At 50.7% G+C, this 19,376-nt stretch carries 16 protein-coding genes; 1 reads left to right on the forward strand and 15 read right to left on the reverse strand.

What is annotated here, in order from left to right; all coding sequences use genetic code 11:
• Positions 1-4 precede the first annotated feature (4 nt).
• The 7 genes from CKQ54_RS17025 to cmoM form a co-directional block, all read right to left on the reverse strand.
• Positions 5-652 (reverse strand): MBL fold metallo-hydrolase, encoded by a 648-nt coding sequence (locus CKQ54_RS17025; RefSeq protein ID WP_120161238.1) that lies wholly within the window; start codon positions 650-652, stop codon positions 5-7.
• 49 nt (positions 653-701) lie between these two features.
• Entirely contained in the window at positions 702-1,253 is a 552-nt protein-coding gene (gene mepK, locus CKQ54_RS17030; protein WP_112287402.1) for a peptidoglycan L,D-endopeptidase MepK, read from the reverse strand.
• A gap of 179 nt (positions 1,254-1,432) precedes the next feature.
• Complete coding sequence (gene ldtD, locus CKQ54_RS17035; protein ID WP_120161236.1) at positions 1,433-3,283, reverse strand: L,D-transpeptidase; 1,851 nt, start codon at positions 3,281-3,283, stop codon at positions 1,433-1,435.
• A 353-nt stretch (positions 3,284-3,636) separates the two neighbouring features.
• Positions 3,637-8,085, reverse strand: a complete 4,449-nt coding sequence (gene mukB, locus CKQ54_RS17040) for a chromosome partition protein MukB (RefSeq protein ID WP_120161234.1) — start codon at positions 8,083-8,085, stop codon at positions 3,637-3,639.
• Entirely contained in the window at positions 8,082-8,813 is a 732-nt protein-coding gene (gene mukE / locus CKQ54_RS17045; protein ID WP_112287359.1) for a chromosome partition protein MukE, read from the reverse strand. Before mukE ends, mukB begins: the two co-directional genes overlap by 4 nt.
• Complete coding sequence (mukF, locus tag CKQ54_RS17050) at positions 8,794-10,116, reverse strand: chromosome partition protein MukF (RefSeq protein WP_112287358.1); 1,323 nt, start codon at positions 10,114-10,116, stop codon at positions 8,794-8,796. Before mukF ends, mukE begins: the two co-directional genes overlap by 20 nt.
• On the reverse strand, positions 10,113-10,898 hold the full coding sequence (gene cmoM / locus CKQ54_RS17055; RefSeq protein WP_120161232.1) for a tRNA uridine 5-oxyacetic acid(34) methyltransferase CmoM: 786 nt from the start codon (positions 10,896-10,898) through the stop codon (positions 10,113-10,115). The genes mukF and cmoM overlap by 4 nt, the downstream gene beginning before the upstream one ends.
• Positions 10,899-11,045: 147 nt before the next feature.
• Here cmoM and elyC point away from each other — a divergent pair, with 147 nt between their 5' ends.
• Positions 11,046-11,825, forward strand: a complete 780-nt coding sequence (gene elyC, locus CKQ54_RS17060) for an envelope biogenesis factor ElyC (RefSeq protein ID WP_120161230.1) — start codon at positions 11,046-11,048, stop codon at positions 11,823-11,825.
• Between the two features lie 10 nt (positions 11,826-11,835).
• On the opposite strand, the gene CKQ54_RS17065 is transcribed toward elyC, so the two are convergent.
• The 8 genes from CKQ54_RS17065 to msbA all read right to left on the reverse strand — a co-directional run bounded on the left by CKQ54_RS17065 (position 11,836) and on the right by msbA (position 19,338).
• Positions 11,836-12,729: a YcbJ family phosphotransferase gene (locus CKQ54_RS17065; protein WP_120161228.1), complete on the reverse strand. Its 894-nt coding sequence runs from the start codon at positions 12,727-12,729 to the stop codon at positions 11,836-11,838.
• A 193-nt stretch (positions 12,730-12,922) separates the two neighbouring features.
• Complete coding sequence (kdsB, locus tag CKQ54_RS17070) at positions 12,923-13,675, reverse strand: 3-deoxy-manno-octulosonate cytidylyltransferase (RefSeq protein ID WP_112287354.1); 753 nt, start codon at positions 13,673-13,675, stop codon at positions 12,923-12,925.
• A complete protein-coding gene (locus tag CKQ54_RS17075) occupies positions 13,672-13,854 on the reverse strand; it encodes a Trm112 family protein (protein WP_056771818.1) in 183 nt (60 codons plus the stop codon). Before CKQ54_RS17075 ends, kdsB begins: the two co-directional genes overlap by 4 nt.
• Before the next feature lie 396 nt (positions 13,855-14,250).
• On the reverse strand, positions 14,251-15,474 hold the full coding sequence (locus CKQ54_RS17080; protein WP_120161226.1) for a winged helix-turn-helix domain-containing protein: 1,224 nt from the start codon (positions 15,472-15,474) through the stop codon (positions 14,251-14,253).
• 96 nt (positions 15,475-15,570) lie between these two features.
• Positions 15,571-15,783, reverse strand: a complete 213-nt coding sequence (locus CKQ54_RS17085) for a cold-shock protein (protein ID WP_112287352.1) — start codon at positions 15,781-15,783, stop codon at positions 15,571-15,573.
• A 261-nt stretch (positions 15,784-16,044) separates the two neighbouring features.
• Positions 16,045-16,254 (reverse strand): transcription antiterminator/RNA stability regulator CspE, encoded by a 210-nt coding sequence (cspE, locus tag CKQ54_RS17090; RefSeq protein WP_013574839.1) that lies wholly within the window; start codon positions 16,252-16,254, stop codon positions 16,045-16,047.
• A gap of 349 nt (positions 16,255-16,603) precedes the next feature.
• Positions 16,604-17,593: a tetraacyldisaccharide 4'-kinase gene (gene lpxK, locus CKQ54_RS17095; RefSeq protein ID WP_120161225.1), complete on the reverse strand. Its 990-nt coding sequence runs from the start codon at positions 17,591-17,593 to the stop codon at positions 16,604-16,606.
• Positions 17,590-19,338 (reverse strand): lipid A ABC transporter ATP-binding protein/permease MsbA, encoded by a 1,749-nt coding sequence (msbA, locus tag CKQ54_RS17100; RefSeq protein WP_120161223.1) that lies wholly within the window; start codon positions 19,336-19,338, stop codon positions 17,590-17,592. The genes lpxK and msbA overlap by 4 nt, the downstream gene beginning before the upstream one ends.
• Positions 19,339-19,376 lie beyond the last annotated feature (38 nt).

Below are 19,376 nucleotides of genomic sequence, written 5' to 3' on the forward strand. Positions count from 1 at the left end.
ATAATTACCAGACCGGCATTTCATCCTGCAGGAAAGGATTATTTTTACGCTCGTAACCAAAGTCAGACATCGGGCCATGACCTGGAATAAAGACCATGTCATCACCCAGAGGCAACAGCTTGGTTTTAATCGAGTGGATCAGCGCCTGATGATCACCGCGCGGGAAATCACTTCGCCCTACGCCGCCTTTGAAAATCACGTCACCGGAAATGGCAATACGCGCTTCATCATTGATGAAAACAATATGCCCCGGCGTATGACCCGGGCAATGTAATACAGATAAGGTTTCTTCGCCCACACTCACGGTGTCACCTTCCTCGAGCCAGGTATCAGGCGTCAGCGGGTCACAATGGTCAAGGCCAAACATCTGGCTCTGAGTTGGCAAAGCATCAAGCAGGAACTGATCTTCCTTCTGCGGGCCAATAACGGGCACCTGATAATGAGCAGCCAGTTCAGCGGCGGCACCTACGTGATCAAGATGACCGTGCGTGAGCAAAATTTGAGTAACCAGAACGCCTTTGGCAGACACTTCCTGAATGATACGCGGGGCTTCACCGCCGGGATCGACAATGGCGGCCTGATTGGTCTTCGTACACCAAATCAGAGAGCAGTTCTGGCTGAAGGCCGTGACGGTAATAAGATGGATTTTCATAGGGCTCCACAAAATGGCCTGCACATCGGCAGGCCATTAATTACACACATCACCAGGTCCGTGCGGGGCCGGTATCGATGTGCACAAAGTTACTTCGTGGATAATATCCTACACCACCCATCCGCATTTTTAACGCTGCTTTGCGGATATTGCTCAATTCGATTCCCTGAATATGGAAATCCATCGCCTGTCCGAGCGTGTGGTAACTGTGTTTTGCTACGCCACTGCCTGGTTCACGCATGCTGTTGTTGGTCGCCAGAGAGCGGTAACCAGAAATTAACTGAACAGGTTTATTGGTGCCGCCGAGCATAACTTGCAGACGATAAAGATGATCGAATAAGGCGGGATCGATGGCTTTAACTTTTTCCGCCCGATAGTCTCTGAACAGATGATTCAACCGAGCCAACTCATCCTTGTTGTAACGCTTTCCATCAAAAAACTCTGTTTTGAGGGTTTCGCCGGTATTTAAGTTATTAACGACTAAAATACGCGGACGAGGAGTGGAAAGAGTGGCGAATGCACGACCCGGAAGGAATGCAATCCCCATAGCGGCACTGCCCAGTGCCAGCCATTTACGGCGATGTTTGTCGATTTCATTCATGAACAGTTTACTATCCGATAAGAGAGTCAAAAAGAAGTGCGATTTTTGCACCGTTTCGAACCTTAACCGCCAAATATCAGCGAGTCAAGCGACCCTGAAACGCAAAACGAGCGTGCCAGTGGCTCACGCTCGTTGTATGGCCAAATACTCTGACCCTTATCAGATTAGTTTTACTGCATTTATTGAAGCAAAATTTCTGCCTGAGGCAAAATTTGTGCTCCGGATCTCACTGTGGAATCATAATTGTAAATATCTGTGCGGAACTGCGGTTTACCATCATCTGCAACCCACGCCGTCAGATAAAACAGTTTTACCGGTATGTGATGTCGTATTGCCACGTAAGTGGTGTTACCGCCCTGCAAAGCAGAAGAGATACGAGTGTCATTCCAGCCGGCATCCTGTAACAACATATTCGCCAGTTCAGACGCTTTATTGACCCTCACGCACCCTGAACTCAGCGCACGAATGTCTTTGCTGAACAGGTTATGGTTTGGCGTGTCATGCAGATAAATTGCATCAGAACTCGGCATATTAAATTTATACCGGCCAAGCGAGTTGCTGACTCCAGGAGCCTGACGGATACGGTAAGGGAAGTGATTAGGGGACACCATTGCCCAGTCGATCATGGAAGGATCGATGACTTCCGCGTCATTGCTCCAGCCTGACAATACCTGATAACCATGCTGCTGGAAGTAGCCCGGATTATTCATGGCTTTCGGCACAATATCTTCACGTACTAATGTTGTCGGCACATTCCACGGTGGATTCACCACCACATTATTGAGCGCACTGCTCATCAGAGGCGTTTTCCGGCTGGGCCGCCCGACAATCACCCGCGACGACAGCACCTCACTGCCGTTAAGGTAATAGGTAAGCTGATAGTTTGGAATGTTGACCATAATTCCGGTATTCACATTCCCTGGCAGAATTCGCAATCGCTGAATATTCAGCGCCAGTAAAGTCGCCCTCAGCTGTGGTGAAGCATTCAACCACTGGCGTGTACGCCCGCCGATAATCCCATCCGCCTCAAGTCCCTGCCATTTCTGAAAACGTTTTACTGCTTCCACTAAATCTGGCGTGTACTGATTATTGGCTACAGCTACAGCAGCAGCCGGTGCCGGCGCTTCAGTAGACTGAACCGAAGGCAGAACATCCTGGACCGACGTCGCTGAAGGACTCACCGCTGGGGTGGCTGGCTGCGCTTTGTCTGCGGTTTCATCCACAGACAAATCATCATTCGCCGCGCTCCCCGGCGTATTCGGGGCGATGGTTTCATCTGTCGGTTTAGGCGCACTGGTTTCCTGCGGCGAGGCAACCATCATGCCCGTTCTGGTGAGGATCTCACGCAGCGCCGGAACATCATCACTGATTTGATCAGGTCGCAAGCTTGCTGAACCGCGCATCGCAGGCCACGGACGGTTGTCCGCCAGCATCGTTTTCAACGCGTCATGCATTTTGGCGTAATAAGGGTGCTGTGGCGTCAGTGTCGACATATAGTGCGCGGTATCACCCTGCCGCACCGCCAGTTGCCACTGATTAATCACTGTCAGCGAAGGTGTGGTCATCTTGTACGGCGTCGTACCGTAAAGCCACTTATCCCCGTTGGCTTCCACGCTGCTGGTAAATTGGAGATAGCCCAGCATCGCATCAGAAAGCACAACGTCGCGTGCCATACCGGTCACTTCCGGGTCAGTCAGCCATTTCACCCATTGGGTAAACTGCGGCTGAATACCGGAAATAGCCAGCTCAGCTAACTGCTGCTGAAATATTTGTATCGTTTCACGATCTTTCCACATCGGCTGCATATGATTAGCGGCGTAAAGCGACGAGAGAGATGACAGATAGAGAGGCCGGATGCCCCTTGGCATTAATTCTGCCTGCAGCTGGCTCATGCTTTGCACGCTGGATAACGTGGTCTTTCCGACCGGCATAGTGGGAACTGCCGCCCAGGCAGCAAACCACGGAGACAGACCGCTCGCCAGCAAACAGCTGGCGACTAAAAACTTGAGAGACCTTTGATTCATTAACATCTTCCCTTGCCTCCCGGTAAAGTGCCCAATTCATTCCCCAAAATTAAGCCAGCAATGTCTGGTTTAAGTATATAAACAGAATTCTTTTTTTGCGCGGTAGCTCAATGAAATGCAGTCCGCGTGTACCTGAAGACTCTAAGCCAGCCGTCAGACGAAATAAAGGTTTGATTGGGTACTTTCCATTCAATGACAATCCATCAGCTCAGATTTCATCCAGTGATTAAGAATATCTTTATCCTCTGATTAATCAGGGGATAAATTTTCATAGAAATATCTGATTAATTAATCAATTAGCGCTAAGGCAAAAAAAAAGCCCCGACATAAGCCAGGGCATGATCATATTCTGAAAATAATCAGGAAACGTCAGCTTCCGTGTTGGCCAGTGCAGGAAGTTCTGCGGCAAAACCGCGTAAACCCACCACATGTACATGTTCATTATTGCCAAATACTTTTCGCACCAGTTTATACGTCGTCCCTTTTTCCGGGCTGATGTTTTCTGGCGCAGCGATAATCAGCTGCATTTCGAGACGGTCGCAAAGCTCGAACAGCGTGGCGATGGATTTCGCATCCAGACGCGCGGCTTCATCAAGGAACAGCAGACGACATGGCGAAATATCTTTGCCACGCATACGGCTCGACTCATCTTCCCAGCTCTGAACCACCATCACCAGAATCGACATACCGGTACCGATCGCTTCACCAGTAGACAGCGCGCCACTTTCCGCACGCAGCCAGCCGTCTGAACCACGGTTAACTTCCACTTCCATTTCCAGGTAGTTGCGGTAATCCAGAAGTTCTTCGCCGATGGTTTGTGGCGTACGCTGACCCATATCAATCTGCGGATTCAGACGCTGATACAGTTTGGCCAGCGCTTCCGAGAAGGTCAGACGGTTACTGCTGAACAGATCCTGATGCTGTTCCTGCTGTTCAGAAAGAACATCCAGCAGGCCCGCATGTGCTTCACGCACATTCACGTTCAGACGCACACTTTTCACCTGACCAAACGCCACGGCCTGCAGCCCCTGGTTCAGCTGGCGGATACGGTTCTGCTCGCGCTGAATGGTTTTGCGGATAATGTTCGCCACACTTTTCGAACTGATGGCCAGTTGCTGTTCGCGGGCGGTCAGTTCTTCAGTCAGACGTCCCAGCTCGATTTCCATCTGCTCAATGGCTTCGACCGGATCGTCGGTGCGGATAATATCCTGACGAATACGTTCACGCAGATGCTGATACACGGCAATGTAGAACTGGATTTTGCGTTCCGGACGTTTCGGATCTTCTGAAAGACGCAGCACGTCGCGCAAATGTTCGTTATCAGACACCGCCAGGCGCAGCGCACCCAATGCTTTATCCGACATCGAACGCAGTTCGTCGCCATCCATATAAGCCAGCTCACGACGGTGCAGACGACGCTCAACGCCGTTATCTTTTACCAGACGCATGACCGCACACCAGCCCGCTTTCGAGGACACGACCTGCTCACGGCTCTGGTGATAATCGCGCTCAAGTTTGCGCAGTTTTTTCTGCAGATTGTCCATTTCTGCTTCGCAGAAGGTGATCTGTTTTTCCAGCTGGTTGCAACGGGCACGGTTAGTGCTCAGTGCAGTATGCAGCTCATCACGACGGGTTTTGGCTCGTGCTTCGGCATTCGGATCGGCCTGAACGCCGATATCCTGCAATTCCTGGCTCAGCTCTTTGAGCATATCGCGTTTGGCATCGAACGAACTTTTCAGCGAGGCCAGAACCTGACTGTACTGAGTCAGCTGAGTCTGATGCTGACGCATCTGCTCGCGGGCACGCGTACGTTCCGCTTCCGCATGTTCCAGACGCTGACGTAGTTTGTCGTTCAGGTCGCTGTTTTCATTCAGCATGCCGGCAGAATCGGTATAGCTGAAGTGCGCACGACGCTGAACGACTTCGGTCAGCGCAAAGGCCTGCTGCTTCGCCAGACGCTGTGAATGCTGCGCCTGTGCGTAATCTTCTTTCAGTTGCTCATGCTGTTCCGGGTCACTTTGCAGCACTGACACCAGCGGTTCCAGCTTAGCCAGCGAAACACCGTGTTGCTGAATGAAACGGGCAGCATCCTGCGCCTCTTCCATTTCTTCGCGGATTTCTTCCACACGGTCGATCAGCGTTTCATCGCACAGTAAGCCTACGCGCGGCTGCAATTTATTGAGCATACCGATAGCGTCTTTCGCCTGCTCGTATTGCTGACGCTGCTGCTGATTCTGGCCTTCATGTGCATTGATGGCACGTTCCAGTTCACCACGACGTCCGCTCAGGGTGCGGATTTCTGCTTCCGGATCGGCATCAAACGCAACGGCCAGATGGCTGCCGATGAAACGGCTGAATGCCTGATGCGCACGCTGGATTTTCTGCACGTCAAACGACAAGGTCGCATAACGCTCAGAAAGATTTTCGCGTTCTTTATGCAGAGTTTCGAGACGGTTTTCACGCGCCGCACGACCAAACAACGGTACCTGCGGGAAGTGAGAATAACGCCACTGGCGGTCACCGGTTTTCACCAGCACCGCGCCCTGCATTTCTTCTACTTCAAACACGTTGTCATCGAATGACTGCGGATCCCCTTCGATCAGATAGAGATCTTCAGGACAATCGTCCAGACCGTCTAACTGATCGCGGATCAGCGACAAATCTGGCACGACAATCGCGTGGCGTGACGGACCATACAACGCGGAGAAGTAAGGCGCATCATCGATGGTAACGTCATCATAAATTTCAGATAACAGTACGCCACCAAAGCGTTCTGCCAGCGCGATCATGCGGGAATCTTCTGCACCGCTTGGCTGACTGAGGCGCGTTATCTGGCCTTCAATGCGACGTTTGCGGGCAGCTACTTCGTCACGCTCAACCGTGGTTTCGCGTTCCGTTTCCAGCAACTGCTGCATGTATTCGGTCACCTGCTGGCTGCTTTCCAGCGGTTCTTTACTTTGTTCACTCAGCTGGCTGAGGGCTTCCTGTGCGGCCAGCCAGACCGGGGCACGGGCGGTCAGCTCGCGAATACGCGACTGAACCTGCTCGAGTTCCTGACGCATTTGCATACGACGTTCACCGGCCTGCGAGACAACACCCTGCAATTCTTCGATCTGTACTTCCAGCTCACGCTGCATTTCGTCCAGATCTTCCGGATGCACATCCTGACCGGTGCGTTTACAGAATTCCTGCAACTGACGCTCAGCATCCTGCTGTTCACGCAGACGGCCTTCCAGCTCGGACAAACGCATCCGCAGCGGTTCTACGCGTTCCGCCTGATGTTGCTGTGAAGACCAGTCGCGCAGCAATTCACGCGCGGTCTGCCAGGCTTCGCTGCGGCTCACTTCACCGGCGATTTTCACCACCAGCTGATAGGCATTTTCGAACTGATTATGGGCGGCAGACGCCACGCTCATTTTCTGTTCCAGCATCAGCAGGATTTCAGTGGCTTCCTGTTCTTTACTCTGGAATGTTTCCAGCCATTCTTCACTGTTCTGAATACTCAGATCAGGGATCTGACAAAGGTCGCGCGCACGCTCAATGGCCTGTAAGGCTTGCTGATATTGGATCGCACGGGTTTGCTGAACATCCAGCGCCTGCTGGTAATCGGCCAGCTGACTTTTCAGTTCGTCCACTTCCAGCTCAGCCGCTTCCGCACGTGCTTCGTGCTCTGCGTGCAGTTCGCTGGCTTCTGCGACAACTTCGTTCTGCTCTTCCAGACGGTAAGTCAGCTCTTCGAGGTCACTTTCATAACGCTCGATTTTTTCCTGCTGACGCATTGCGGTCTGAACCAGACTCAAATGATCGCTCGCAGCCTGATAATCGGTTTCCAGATCGCTCTGCGAACCGCTCTGCTCAGCCAGCTCACGCGCCATTTCAACATGACGATATTGTTCACTGGAAAGCTGTTTACGGCTGGTCAGCAAATCATTACGCAGTACCAGCGCGCCATCGAGATGAATGCGGCGTTCATTGGCATGACGCATATAGTCGGCGGCTACGTACGACGTCGCTTCCGAAATCAGATGCTTGAACAGGTCACGGTCAGATTGTGTAACGCGGATCGCTTCCAGCGTCATGCGGTTTTCACGCAGCGCGGCTTCCATATCCTGGAAGGCTTTACGCACACCGCTGTTTTCCGGCAACAGGTAGTCGCGCAGGGAGCGGGTAATGGCGCTGGAGATACCGCCGTAAAGTGACGCTTCGATCAGGCGATAGAATTTACTGCGATCAGACGCTGAACGCAGACGACGCGGGATCACACCCAGGTCAAACATCAGCGCATGGTAATCGGTAATCGAGTTGAACTGCTTGAACTGCACGCCTTCCATTGCTTCAACGCGCTCTTTCAGTTCATGCAAAGGCAACACGCGCGCCTGACGTTCGCCAACGGTTTCCGTCAGCATTTCTGTCGGGTTCACCGCAACCGGCAAGCCCTGAATGGTGAAAGGTTTGATATCGACTTTACGGTCACGCCCCGCAACCTGTTGCAGACGAACGCCCACGACAATGCGCTGATGCCGCGAGTTCACCACATCCAGAACGGAATAACAGACACCGGCGCGTAATTTACCGTGCAGACCTTTATCACGTGATCCGGAAGTCGCACCCGCTTCGGTGGTATTACGAAAATGCAGCAATGTCAGATCGGGGATCAGCGCCGTGACAAAAGCGGCCATGGTGGTGGATTTACCCGCACCGTTACCACCGGAAAGCGTGGTGACCAGTGAATCGAGGTCAAATGTCCGGGCGAAAAAGCCGTTCCAGTTAACCAGCGTCAGTGAGCGAAATTTACCGCGTTCAATCATTCCTGTTCATCCTCTGCGCTTTCATGCCCTTGCTGCCCTGCCAGCGGTTCGCCGTCTTCATTTTCGTCGTTCAAGGACAACGCGCTGTCGACTGGCATCGCTTCGCCGTCGCGGATCATCCGCAACTGAGCTTCGCGCGCGTCATCGCCGCTGCGGACATCCGCACCAAAGCGAAATACTGCTTCTGTAATACGGAATTTAGTGCTGTCGACGCCCATGAAATACACCATGCCCAGACGACGCAGGCGGTTCAGTGACGTGCGGACTTTATCCTGCAACTTCTGGCGATCCAGGTCAGAGCCGGTTGAGCGCTGGTTGACGTATTTCAGCAATTTGCTTTCGTCAGCCAGACTCAGTAATTCGTCATAAAGTTCCTGCTGGGTAAAAATCCCCTCATGCGCCAGACGTTCCGGGCTGAGATACAAATAGCAGAGAATTTTTCCGACCATCATATCCAGTTCAGAGAGCACGGAACGCGGGATAAGCGTGGTGGAGCGCGGACGCAGATAGAAGAAACCTTCCGGGGCCCGGATTAATTCCACGCTATAGCGGCTGTAAAACAGTTCCATTTCTTCCTGATAGTCCATCAGGAAAGCGTGGTTATCCAGTTCGTCAATGCCGATATGACGGCCAGAACGCAGCTGGCTGTCGAGAGCAGGAAACACTGAATTTGCCAGTGCCTGCGCCAGCTTAGCTGGCATTATGTGTTCAATATTTGTCGATGACATGGGCCTGCACCTTGGCTCCGTAATCATTGATTGCCTGCCATTCGGCATGCAACCCTGAAAAATCTGCTTCAGCCACACCAAGGCGTACCGCCTGGTCGACCACAATTCGCGCGACATCAAAGTGTCGGGCACGCGGATACTGCTTGAGGTATTCGCGCATTACCATGCCCAGATTGAGCGGCGTTTTTTGTTGCTGATAAACCTGTAATGCCTGTTCAATCAATGCCGCAAGTTGTTCGCGGATTTCGTTAAATTCTTCAAACTCGAGATCTGGCGGAAGTTCACCGGTCACTTCTTCGCTGCGCAGTGCCAGCTCTTCGTCACGCATATCCAGCAGACGATCGGCATTGGCAAAGGTGAGCGTCCACGGCTGGTCAAAGTAGTTTTGCACCGACTGACGCAGACGTTGAGCAAATACCCGGTTCTTATCCATGTCGATCGCAGTACGGATAAATTTATGCACATGGCGGTCATAACCAATCCACAGGTCAATGGCCTGCTGACCCCAGCTGGTAATACGATCGAGTTTGTTCTGTAAGTCGAACACCAGTTTGTCGACGAAACTCAAATCAAGTTCGACCATGGTGGCGTCCTGAATGCGCATCAGATGCGCCTGCAACAGGTTACCAGCAGCTTCAAGCGTATCCTGTAATTCACGCAGCGTGCCTGAGGTTTCTGACAGAAGGATTTCACAGCTTGAAATGGCCGCACGCCAGTCTTTATTCAGCAGTGCAGCAATATCGTCTTTTACGCCCTGCTGCTGTTCGTCCATGATGCGCTGGGTCATGTCGATGCTGTCAAAAATCTCAGCTACGGAATATTTCAGCGGTGCATAGACATTGCGATGCCAGTGGAAATCATCGCCGCCCTCTTCGGCCGCATCAGCAGCGCGTTTGAGTTCCTGCGCAACAATCGATAACTGCATTGATAACCGCAACGTGGAAAATTCACGCTGGCGGATGTAATAATCTGAAATGCCGATCGCCAGCGGTGTCAGGCGATAAATGGCATTGCCATCCGCCATTTCACTGACAAAACGGTTGAGCAAGCGCTGACGCACCATGTCATTGATGGCGTTATTGGCACGTACGGTAATGGTTTCGTTTGTCTGCTCAAATCCTTTACTGACATGACGAAACGCATCGACCAGTTCACCCTCACTCATTTCCCCGTCAAGGCGCTCGCTGTTTAACGTGGCAATCGCCAGAAGAAAAGCCAGCCGCTCCGTTGGCAGCGAAATTGAGAAATCATTTTTCCGTGCCCAGGCGACCAGTTCGGGTACAGTCTGGGAAAATTCACTCATAATTCGTCCTTCAGAATGGGTTTGTGCGCCATCACATGGATGTAGCGTCCCAAACTAACAAAAGGTTCCTGACGGCAATAACGCTGCTCCAGCGCCAAAAGCTCGTCAAAATCCTGCTTATGTTGTTGTCTGTTTCGCAAATAATCGTGGAACACTCTAACACCGGTCTTGCCGCTTATCTGCATTCCAAGTTCTTCCAGCCACTGATAAACCTGCGCAGGTTCCAGCGGATGATCGGGTAACAGGGAGCTTTTTTTGATTTTAGGCACACCGGCCTCGACATGACCAAAGTTGCCGAGGATCATATGCCGCATGACCAGACCGTGGATATTGTAAAACATCAACGATAATGCGCCACCCGGTGCCAGACAATCGACCAGCGCGGCCAGTGCCTGACGCGGTTCTGCCAGCCATTCAATGACCGCATGGAACAATATCAGATCAACCGGCTGTTCCAAATGTTCAGCAATGTGCTGAGCCGGACATTGTACAAATTGCATGTTCCCGCTCACACCTTTTTCCAGCGCCGCGGCCTCGGCGCGTCGGATCATCTCACCGGAGAGATCGCACAACAAGACCTGATGTCCTAAAGCAGCAAGTTCACAGGCCATTTGCCCTTCACCGCCGCCCGCATCAAGAATACGCAATGGTCGCTGAGGCAGCGTTTGTAGCAATTCTTGCAGATCCTGACCCAGCACAGCCTGACGGATACGTCCCTTAGTTGTGCCGTAGATATTGCGCGAAAACTTTTCCGCCATATCGTCGAAGTTACGATCCTGCATGAAGAGATACCTGTTCCTGATGGTGCATTCTGTTAAAGGGTTTATCTGCGCGACCTGCTATTTTGGCACAGGCTGGCATAGAATAAATCATCCTGACGCGGATTCATGCCCGGATGTCGTTTTTTCACCCAAAAGGACCGGTTTCTGATGTTATTTATCCTAAAAAAAACCTTCGGTGGCCTGTTATTGCCGCTGCCCTTTATTCTGGTCATCATGGCGGTTGCACTGGTTTTGTTGTGGATGACCCGCTGGCAAAAAACAGGGAAAGTGTTTTTTTTACTGAGTTGGCTGCTTTTACTGCTGCTGAGTATACAGCCGGTCGCGGACAGTCTTCTGCGCCCGATTGAAACCGGGTATCCGACTTATCAGGTCACGGGGCATACGCCGGTTAAATTTGTGGTAGTTCTCGGTGGCGGTTATACCTACAACCCGGACTGGGCACCGAGTTCTAATCTCATCAGCAACAGTCTGCCACGTGTGACGGAAGGTATCCGTATTTACCGCGCAAATCCGGGTTCAAAAATGATTTTTACCGGTGCGCAGGCGATGACAAATCCGGTCAGCAGTGCCGCCGTGGCCGGAAAAGTGGCGCAAAGTTTAGGAGTGCCTGATAGCGATATTATCCTGCTCGATAAACCCAGAGATACGCATCAGGAAGCACTGGAAGTGAAAGCACTGATAGCTGACCAGCCTTTCGTGCTGGTGACGTCAGCAAATCATTTGCCTCGGGCGATGGTGTTTTTCCGGCAGCAGGGATTGCATCCGATCCCCGCACCGGCGAATCAGCTGGCGATCGATTCCCCGCTTAATCCGTGGGAACGTGCGCTGCCACAGGCCTTGTTCTTATCGCACAGCGAGCGGGCATGGTACGAAACGCTGGGGCGCTTATGGCAATGGATGACATCACCCGCGCCCGTAACGAAATAGTTAAGTCAGCTCAGTTAAGCCACGGCAGCAGTTGTTGCCGTGCAAAATCAAACTGGCGGCGATCAAGTTTGCCGGTGTGGATCATGTGCGCAACAGACTCCCACACCAGATACATCCAGCGGCGGGCAAGGAAGCTTTCAGAAACCGGCGCTTTATGCAGATAGCCGAACAGCAACTGCTCGCTCATCCCTTTTTCCCACAGGCGGAACAAATCAAACTCACGTGGTGCCCACAGCACTGGTCCGGGATTGATCATCGCCAGCAACTGATCGCTGCGCGGGTCTTTTAGCATACTGCGTAACGACAGATTGCCGTGAACCAGCACCGGCGTGTCGTCAAAATCTTCAAACAGCGCGGGGATACAGGCACGGGAACGAAACAGCAGCGTGCGGTCTTCCGGCGTCAGATCAGGTGCCTGCAAATTCGTTAACGTTGCCCACAGCACTTCTATTCTTTGCGGATACCAGTTTTCCCAACGATTTTCCTGCGTGCTGTCAACAGAACCGACGCAGCCGTGACTGTCGATTCGGTGCCAGGCCAGCATAGCTTCGACAATTTGCTCCTGTAATATTTTCCAGCGTTCCGGCGTACGTGTCGGGGCTTCCGCTGAAACGCCGCGCAGGCGCTCAATTAGCAGGATTTCCTGATAAGGTTTCTGGTGCGTGGTGACCATGCCGTAGACCGTCGGAACCCGTACCACACCTTCTCTCGCCAGCATCGACAATTTATAGGCTTCCTGTCCGGCGATACCCTGACAAACAAAACTTTTCGCCAGCAAAGGCATGGCGTAACCCTGCTCATCATAAAGGGAAAAAAGATGGGCATAAGGCTGCTCACTCACACATTCCAGTCGGGACAAACGCTCGCCCAACACGATGCTCAATTCGGCTTTTAGCTGTTCCATAACATGTTCGCAGTGACGAAAAAGTTAACGTTTATGATGAAAGCTTCAGTGATGGATTACCCCGTTTCAGATCAAACAAAAACCGGATAATGAGGGCAGAAAAAGGAAGATGTCGCGCAAAACGCAGGGAAAGGTAGAAATGTAGAAACGGAATGCCGGGACATTCCGTCTTATTATTGCTGGCGCGTAGGTTTTATTTATGACCCAGGATTGCGCGCACGCGTTCTAAATCTTCTGCCGTGTCCACACCCACCGACGGAATGGCTTTCGCCACATCAACGTGGATTTTTTCACCGTACCACAGTACCCGCAGCTGTTCGAGCAGTTCGATATGCTCAAGCTGGCTCGGTTCCCATTTTACATACTGGCGGATAAACCCTGCGCGGTAAGCATAAATGCCAATGTGGCGAAGGAAAGTATCCCCGACAGTTTCCTTAGAAACGGCAAAACGCTCACGTTCCCACGGAATAGTTGCACGTGAGAAATACAGCGCATAGCCGCGTGCATCGCGAACGACTTTCACAGCATTCGGGTTGAACGCCTCTTCCGCGGTTTCGATAGGCACGGCCAGTGTCGCCATACCGGCTTCACTTTTCGCCAGATTATCGGCCACCTGACGGATGATCACCGGCGGGATCAGGGGCTCGTCACCCTGCACGTTAACGATGATTTCATCATCAGCAAACTGACATAACTCAATCACTTCAGCCAGACGTTCAGTACCGGACTCATGGTCAGGACGGGTCAGGCAGACTTCACCACCTGCCGCTTCGACGGCTTTCGCTACATCGGGGTGATCGGTCGCAACAATCACTCTTTTCGCCCCGGACTCGAGGGCGCGCTCCATCACATGCACAACCATCGGTTTACCGTTGATATCCGCCAGCGGCTTACCCGGCAAACGGCTTGACCCAAAACGGGCCGGAATAATGGCAATAAAACTCATGGATGCGTCTCATCAACAGATAGCGGACGGGCTTCATTTTCTAATAATACAGGGATACCGTCACGGACCGGATAAGCCAGACTGTCTGCCTTACATACCAGTTCCTGTGATTCTTTATTAAAGTAGAGCTTGCCGTTGCAGACAGGGCACGCAACGATTTCAAGTAAACGATGATCCATAAGTTCCTCCCGGAGGCGAATACACTGCATTTTCGGCAAGGTGTAACGCAAAAAACATTGGAATACATAAGACAGCGGTCCCAGAGGATAGCATAACCCCCGCTACCCGTTAATCCTCAGTTCGCCCGCAGGAATTTCTTAAAAGTTAATTCAATGTGAATGAAAAATTTCATCATGGAGCGATTGCGTTGCAGATTTTGTGGGAGTACAATTTTTTTGTGATGCAAGTCACACTATCAACCCCACAATAAGAGCTCGAAAATGAAAACCATTAACAAAATCATCGCAATGTTCGCTAACTTCAGTCAATAAGACTGTAGTAACACCTGCAATCATCGTGAAATAACGGCTGCCTTGACGCAGCCGTTTCATTTTGCGGGATGACTTTTATGCGAATTAAACCTGCCAGTCAGTACTCCAAAACGCCATCAGTGTCTCCGGCACATTTCCAGTCAACACCCTTTCAGCTCCCTGCCACTGCGCAAATCGCGTAATTGCACCGTGAACATCCTGCGCACGTCGGGCTGTCATTGTGCTCTGCGGTTCAAGATGCAGACTTTTCACTTCCAGAATTTTTTCTTTACGATGCATCTTGGCATCCACACGTCCAATCAGGTCGCCTCGCTGTAATATTGGCAGCGTGAAATAGCCATACTGACGTTTTGCCTCCGGCGTATAGCACTCAATCCGGTATTCAAAATTAAACAGCACCGATGCACGTTTGCGATCCCACACCACCGGATCAAATGGTGAAAGCAGTGTAGTGACGGTTGAGCAAATTCGTGATTCAGTCGCTTGCTGTAACAAAGAAAACTGTTGCTGATGAACGTAAAAAATACCCTCAAGCCCTGTCACTTCAACGGGTGTGATTTCCTCATCAGCCAGCAATTGTGCAATAACGGCTTTGGTATTCACACGCTTAAGACGGTAGTAGTCCGCCAGCCATTCCGGTTTGAAGATGCCGAGATATTGCGCCGAGCGACGCAGCATCTGATATTCCGCTACGCCCTGATCAAGGGTCTGGCTGGCATCATCCCAGTCAGGCATTACGCGTTCGGCCAGGTCGTAAACCCGGTGGAAGTTACGCCGTTCAGATACCATCAGTTTTCCCGAGGTGAACAACGTTTCCAGATGCTTTTTGTGAGGCTTCCAGTCCCACCAGCCACTGGCTGATTTTTTATCTGCGGTAAAATCTGCCGAGCGTACGGGACCGTTTTCAGCAATATGTCCCAGCAATGCCTGTATATCTGACTGATGTTCATCAAACCAGGCCTGAGAAAACTTCCAGCCCATTCCCTGCGGATTCAGCATACGGTGACGTAATAATCCGTAATCTTCGCTGGGAATAAAACAGGCTTCATGCGCCCAATATTCAAAGATTTTTCCGCCGAAAAGCGCTTCTTCCAGCCATTGCGGAGAATAGTGACCTAAGCGACTGAAGAGAACCAAATAAGGGCTACGTGCCACCACACTGATAGTGTCGATTTGCAGCAATCCCATATCACGGATGGCCTGCACAACATCAGCAGCAGACGGTTTGCGGGTAACGGGTTTTAGGAGGTTTTGCGCAGATAAATGCAGGGTGCGGGCTGAAGCGAGAGATATAACCGGGTGAGACATATCGGTATCCAGGGCAGCAAGTAGACTGTGGATACCGATAGCATATTTTTACCGGAGCGTAAAATTCAGCTCAACGGGGAACAACAAAAACCAGACTCAGAACGCAATAACATCAGCCGCGGAAGGGCCATGTGCTACGCTGCGATAAGTGGTGAATTCGACCTTCTGGCCAGCGCTGAGGGATTTATTTCCGGTATTCGCGATGGAAGTACGCTGAACATAAATTTCAGAAGAACCATCAAGCGGACAAATAAAACCGTAGCCTTTAGCCTGGTTGTACCATTTAACTAAACCCATTTGTAACATCATAATTTCTATCCTTTATTTTGGGCATCCATGAACACACTTTTTTATTATTGTTCGGATGCGTTTGCCCATTTCTAAGTTATTTTTTTATAAAAAACCTCTAATGAGCGAATTATTTAACGATTATTTTTACTGTTATATTTTTTTGTTAGGTATTGAAACCTAACTGACTTCTTCGCACTAAAAACCCGCCATGGGGCGGGCTTTATTCTGCTGATATAAATCACGATTCACGTTGTTTTATATCACCACGCCAGCCTCTTATCAGAGAGCAATAACGTTGGCAGCAGCCGGACCGCGCGGGCTGTCCTGAATGGTGTATTCTACACGCTGGCCTTCAGCCAGAGTTTTGAAACCATCAGTTGCGATTGCAGAAAAATGTACGAATACATCTTTGCCGCCATCAGCTTGCTCAATAAAACCAAAACCTTTGCTTTCATTGAACCACTTAACCTGACCATTTTTCTTAGACATATTTAAAACCTTTTTACTAAATATAAAATCCTGCCATTCGGCAATGTTGGCCAATAGTTCAGACAATTACTTATGGGGAGGACTTAGAAGGTTCGTCTTGGAAGCGGAATCATCGGGAAAGAGATAACGTCTGGGAGGAACTGCTTTACTCTACACTCATACATAAATAGCGCTGCAACACAGGCTGTGTGCATTTACTCATAAGTGCTGCCTGATAGCAAGACACCTAACGTAATTATTTTCAGGAAAACAGTAATTTTAAATATAAACCTTTAAAATCAGTCACTTTGAGATTATATATTTACGTAAATTTTAAATCATAATGTGAATTTTAATGAAAATTCCGCGTTCAGCGGATGTTTTTCAGTATCAGATCGCTGATTTTTTGCAGTAATTTCTCGGCCAGAACTCCTTCAATCTTTGCGTCAACCGGCAGATACCACCAGTCGGGCTGAGCAAATGAGCGACATTTTACCGCGTCTTTTTCCGTCATCAGAAGAGCTTGCCCGGATTGTGCAACGCCTGAAAGCTTATCCAGCGTATAGGATTGATGATCAGAAAATGCGACTTCTTTTTGCACGTTCACGTTCAACTGTTTCAGCGTCGCAAAAAAACGTGGCGGATGCCCGATGCCAGCCATTGCGACAACATTCTGTAGTGAGGTCGGATCACGCTGCTCACCGGTCAGCAGATTGATGGCTTTTCCAGGCTGCAGGATCATTGCTAACTCACCTGATTGTGCTGTGCCACCGTTAGTGATCACAGCATCAACTGAGCGCAACCGTGAACGACGCTCCCGCATCGGTCCCGCCGGTAACCAGTGCCCGTTGCCGAAGCGTCTTATGCCATCAACCACTACAATTTCAACATCACGCGCAAGAGCATAATGTTGCAAACCGTCGTCGGTAATAATCACGTCCAGTTCATGTGACACAAGGAGTGCTTTTACTGCATCAGAGCGAACAGGAGACACCGCAACCGGTGCCCCCGTTCTCTGAAAAATCAGCACTGGCTCATCGCCCGCTTGTGCCGTTGAAGTTTCTTCGCATAGCAGCAGCGGATAGTTTTCCGCTTTTCCGCCATACCCGCGTGAAACCACACCGACACGAAAACCATGCTGTTGCAGCGTTTCAACCAGCCAGATGACCACCGGCGTTTTGCCGTTACCCCCGGCAGTCAGATTCCCGACCACCACGACGGGCACCGGAGCCCGCCAGCTTTTTTTCAGCCCCGCTTTATAGCTAAAACGGATCAGAGTTGAGATCAATCCGTAAAGCCAGGCCAGCGGAAGGAGTAACAAATATAACGGTGATTTCCCTGACCAGATGCGATCAATCATTGCCCGAATTGCATCCGGTAGAGTTGTGAGTAAACACCACGTTCTTCGAGAAGTTTCGCGTGTGAACCACGTTCCACGATACACCCATCCTCAATAACCAGGATTTCATCCGCTTTCTCGATAGTCGATAAACGGTGAGCGATAACCAGTGAGGTACGGTTTTTCTGCAATTCATCCAGCGCAGCCTGAATTGCGCGCTCAGACTCAGTATCCAGCGCAGAGGTTGCTTCATCGAGGATCAGAACTGGCGAGTCACGTAACAAGGCACGTGCAATAGCAATACGCTGACGCTGACCGCCTGAAAGCAGAACGCCATTCTCTCCAATGACCGTATCCAGCCCTTTGTCCATTTTACTGATAAAGTCCATCGCATACGCCATGGTGGCCGCTTTCTCGATTTCTTCGCGGGAATACATATCAGTTCGGGCGTAGGCGATATTGTTGGCAATGGTGTCGTTGAACAAATGGACGTTCTGGGAAACCAGTGCCACCTGATCGCGCAATGACGACAGGGTATATTCACGCAAATCATGTCCATCCATCAGGATTTTACCTTCCTGAATGTCATAGAAGCGTGTCAGCAAATTCGCGATGGTCGATTTACCGGAACCGGAACGTCCCACCAGTGCAACGGTTTTACCTTCTGGCAAGTCGAAGGAGATATTACGCAGTGCGGGAATATCACGCCCAGGATAAGTGAAAGTCACATTTTTGAATTCCACGTCACCTTTAACGCGTTTAACTTCCAGTTTACCTTCGTCTTTTTCCTGTTCCATATCCAGAATGGAGAACAGAGTCTGGCAGGCAGCCATACCGCGCTGGAACTGAGAGTTGACGTTAGTCAGAGATTTTAGCGGACGCATCAGGGCAATCATGGAAGAAAACACGACAGTGATGGTACCAGCGCTGAGCGTTTCCATAACAGACGGGAAGCTCGCCGCATACAATACAAATGCCAGAGCCAGAGAAGCGATCAGCTGAATAATCGGGTCGGAAATTGAGGAAGCAGAAACCATACGCATACCTTGCTGACGCATGCGGTTACTGACTTTATCAAAACGCGCGGTTTCAACTTTCTGACCACCGAAGATCAACACTTCTTTATGGCCTTTAAGCATCTGCTCGGCACTGGTTGTTACCTGCCCCATGGTGTTTTGCATCGTCTTACTGATATTACGGAAGCGCTTAGACACCACACGAATAACAACAGAAACAATCGGCGCAATCACTAACAGGATCACCGACAGCTGCCAGCTGTAATAGAACATCATGATAAACAGACCAATGATCGACGCGCCTTCACGTACGACTGTCACCAGCGCACTGGAGGAGGAGGATGCGACCTGTTCTGAATCATAGGTAATGCGCGAAAGCAAGGTACCGGTAGATTGCTGGTCAAAGAAAGCGACCGGCATTCTCATCATATGGCCGAACAGACGGCGGCGCATATGCATCACTACTTTGCCCGACACCCATGAAATGCAGTAGCTGGAAATGTAGCCACTGATACCACGAACGACCATCAGGCCGATAACAACCAGTGGCATCCAGAGAAGAATTGAGCGGTCAGCTTTACCAAAACCGTCATCCAGCAGCGGCTTGAGCAAGGACAGCATGAAAGTATCACTGGCGGCGTTAGCGACCAGAGCAACAGCCGCAGCGATAAGCCCGGCTTTAAAAGGTGTGATCATCGGCCACAAGCGGCGGAATGTCTGCCATGTGGAGAGATCTTTATCGTTCATCATGCAATATCAACCAGCATCGAAAGAAATAGCGGTCTATT

The sequence above is a fragment of the Rahnella variigena genome, from assembly GCF_003610915.1.
Taxonomy (GTDB): domain Bacteria; phylum Pseudomonadota; class Gammaproteobacteria; order Enterobacterales; family Enterobacteriaceae; genus Rahnella; species Rahnella variigena.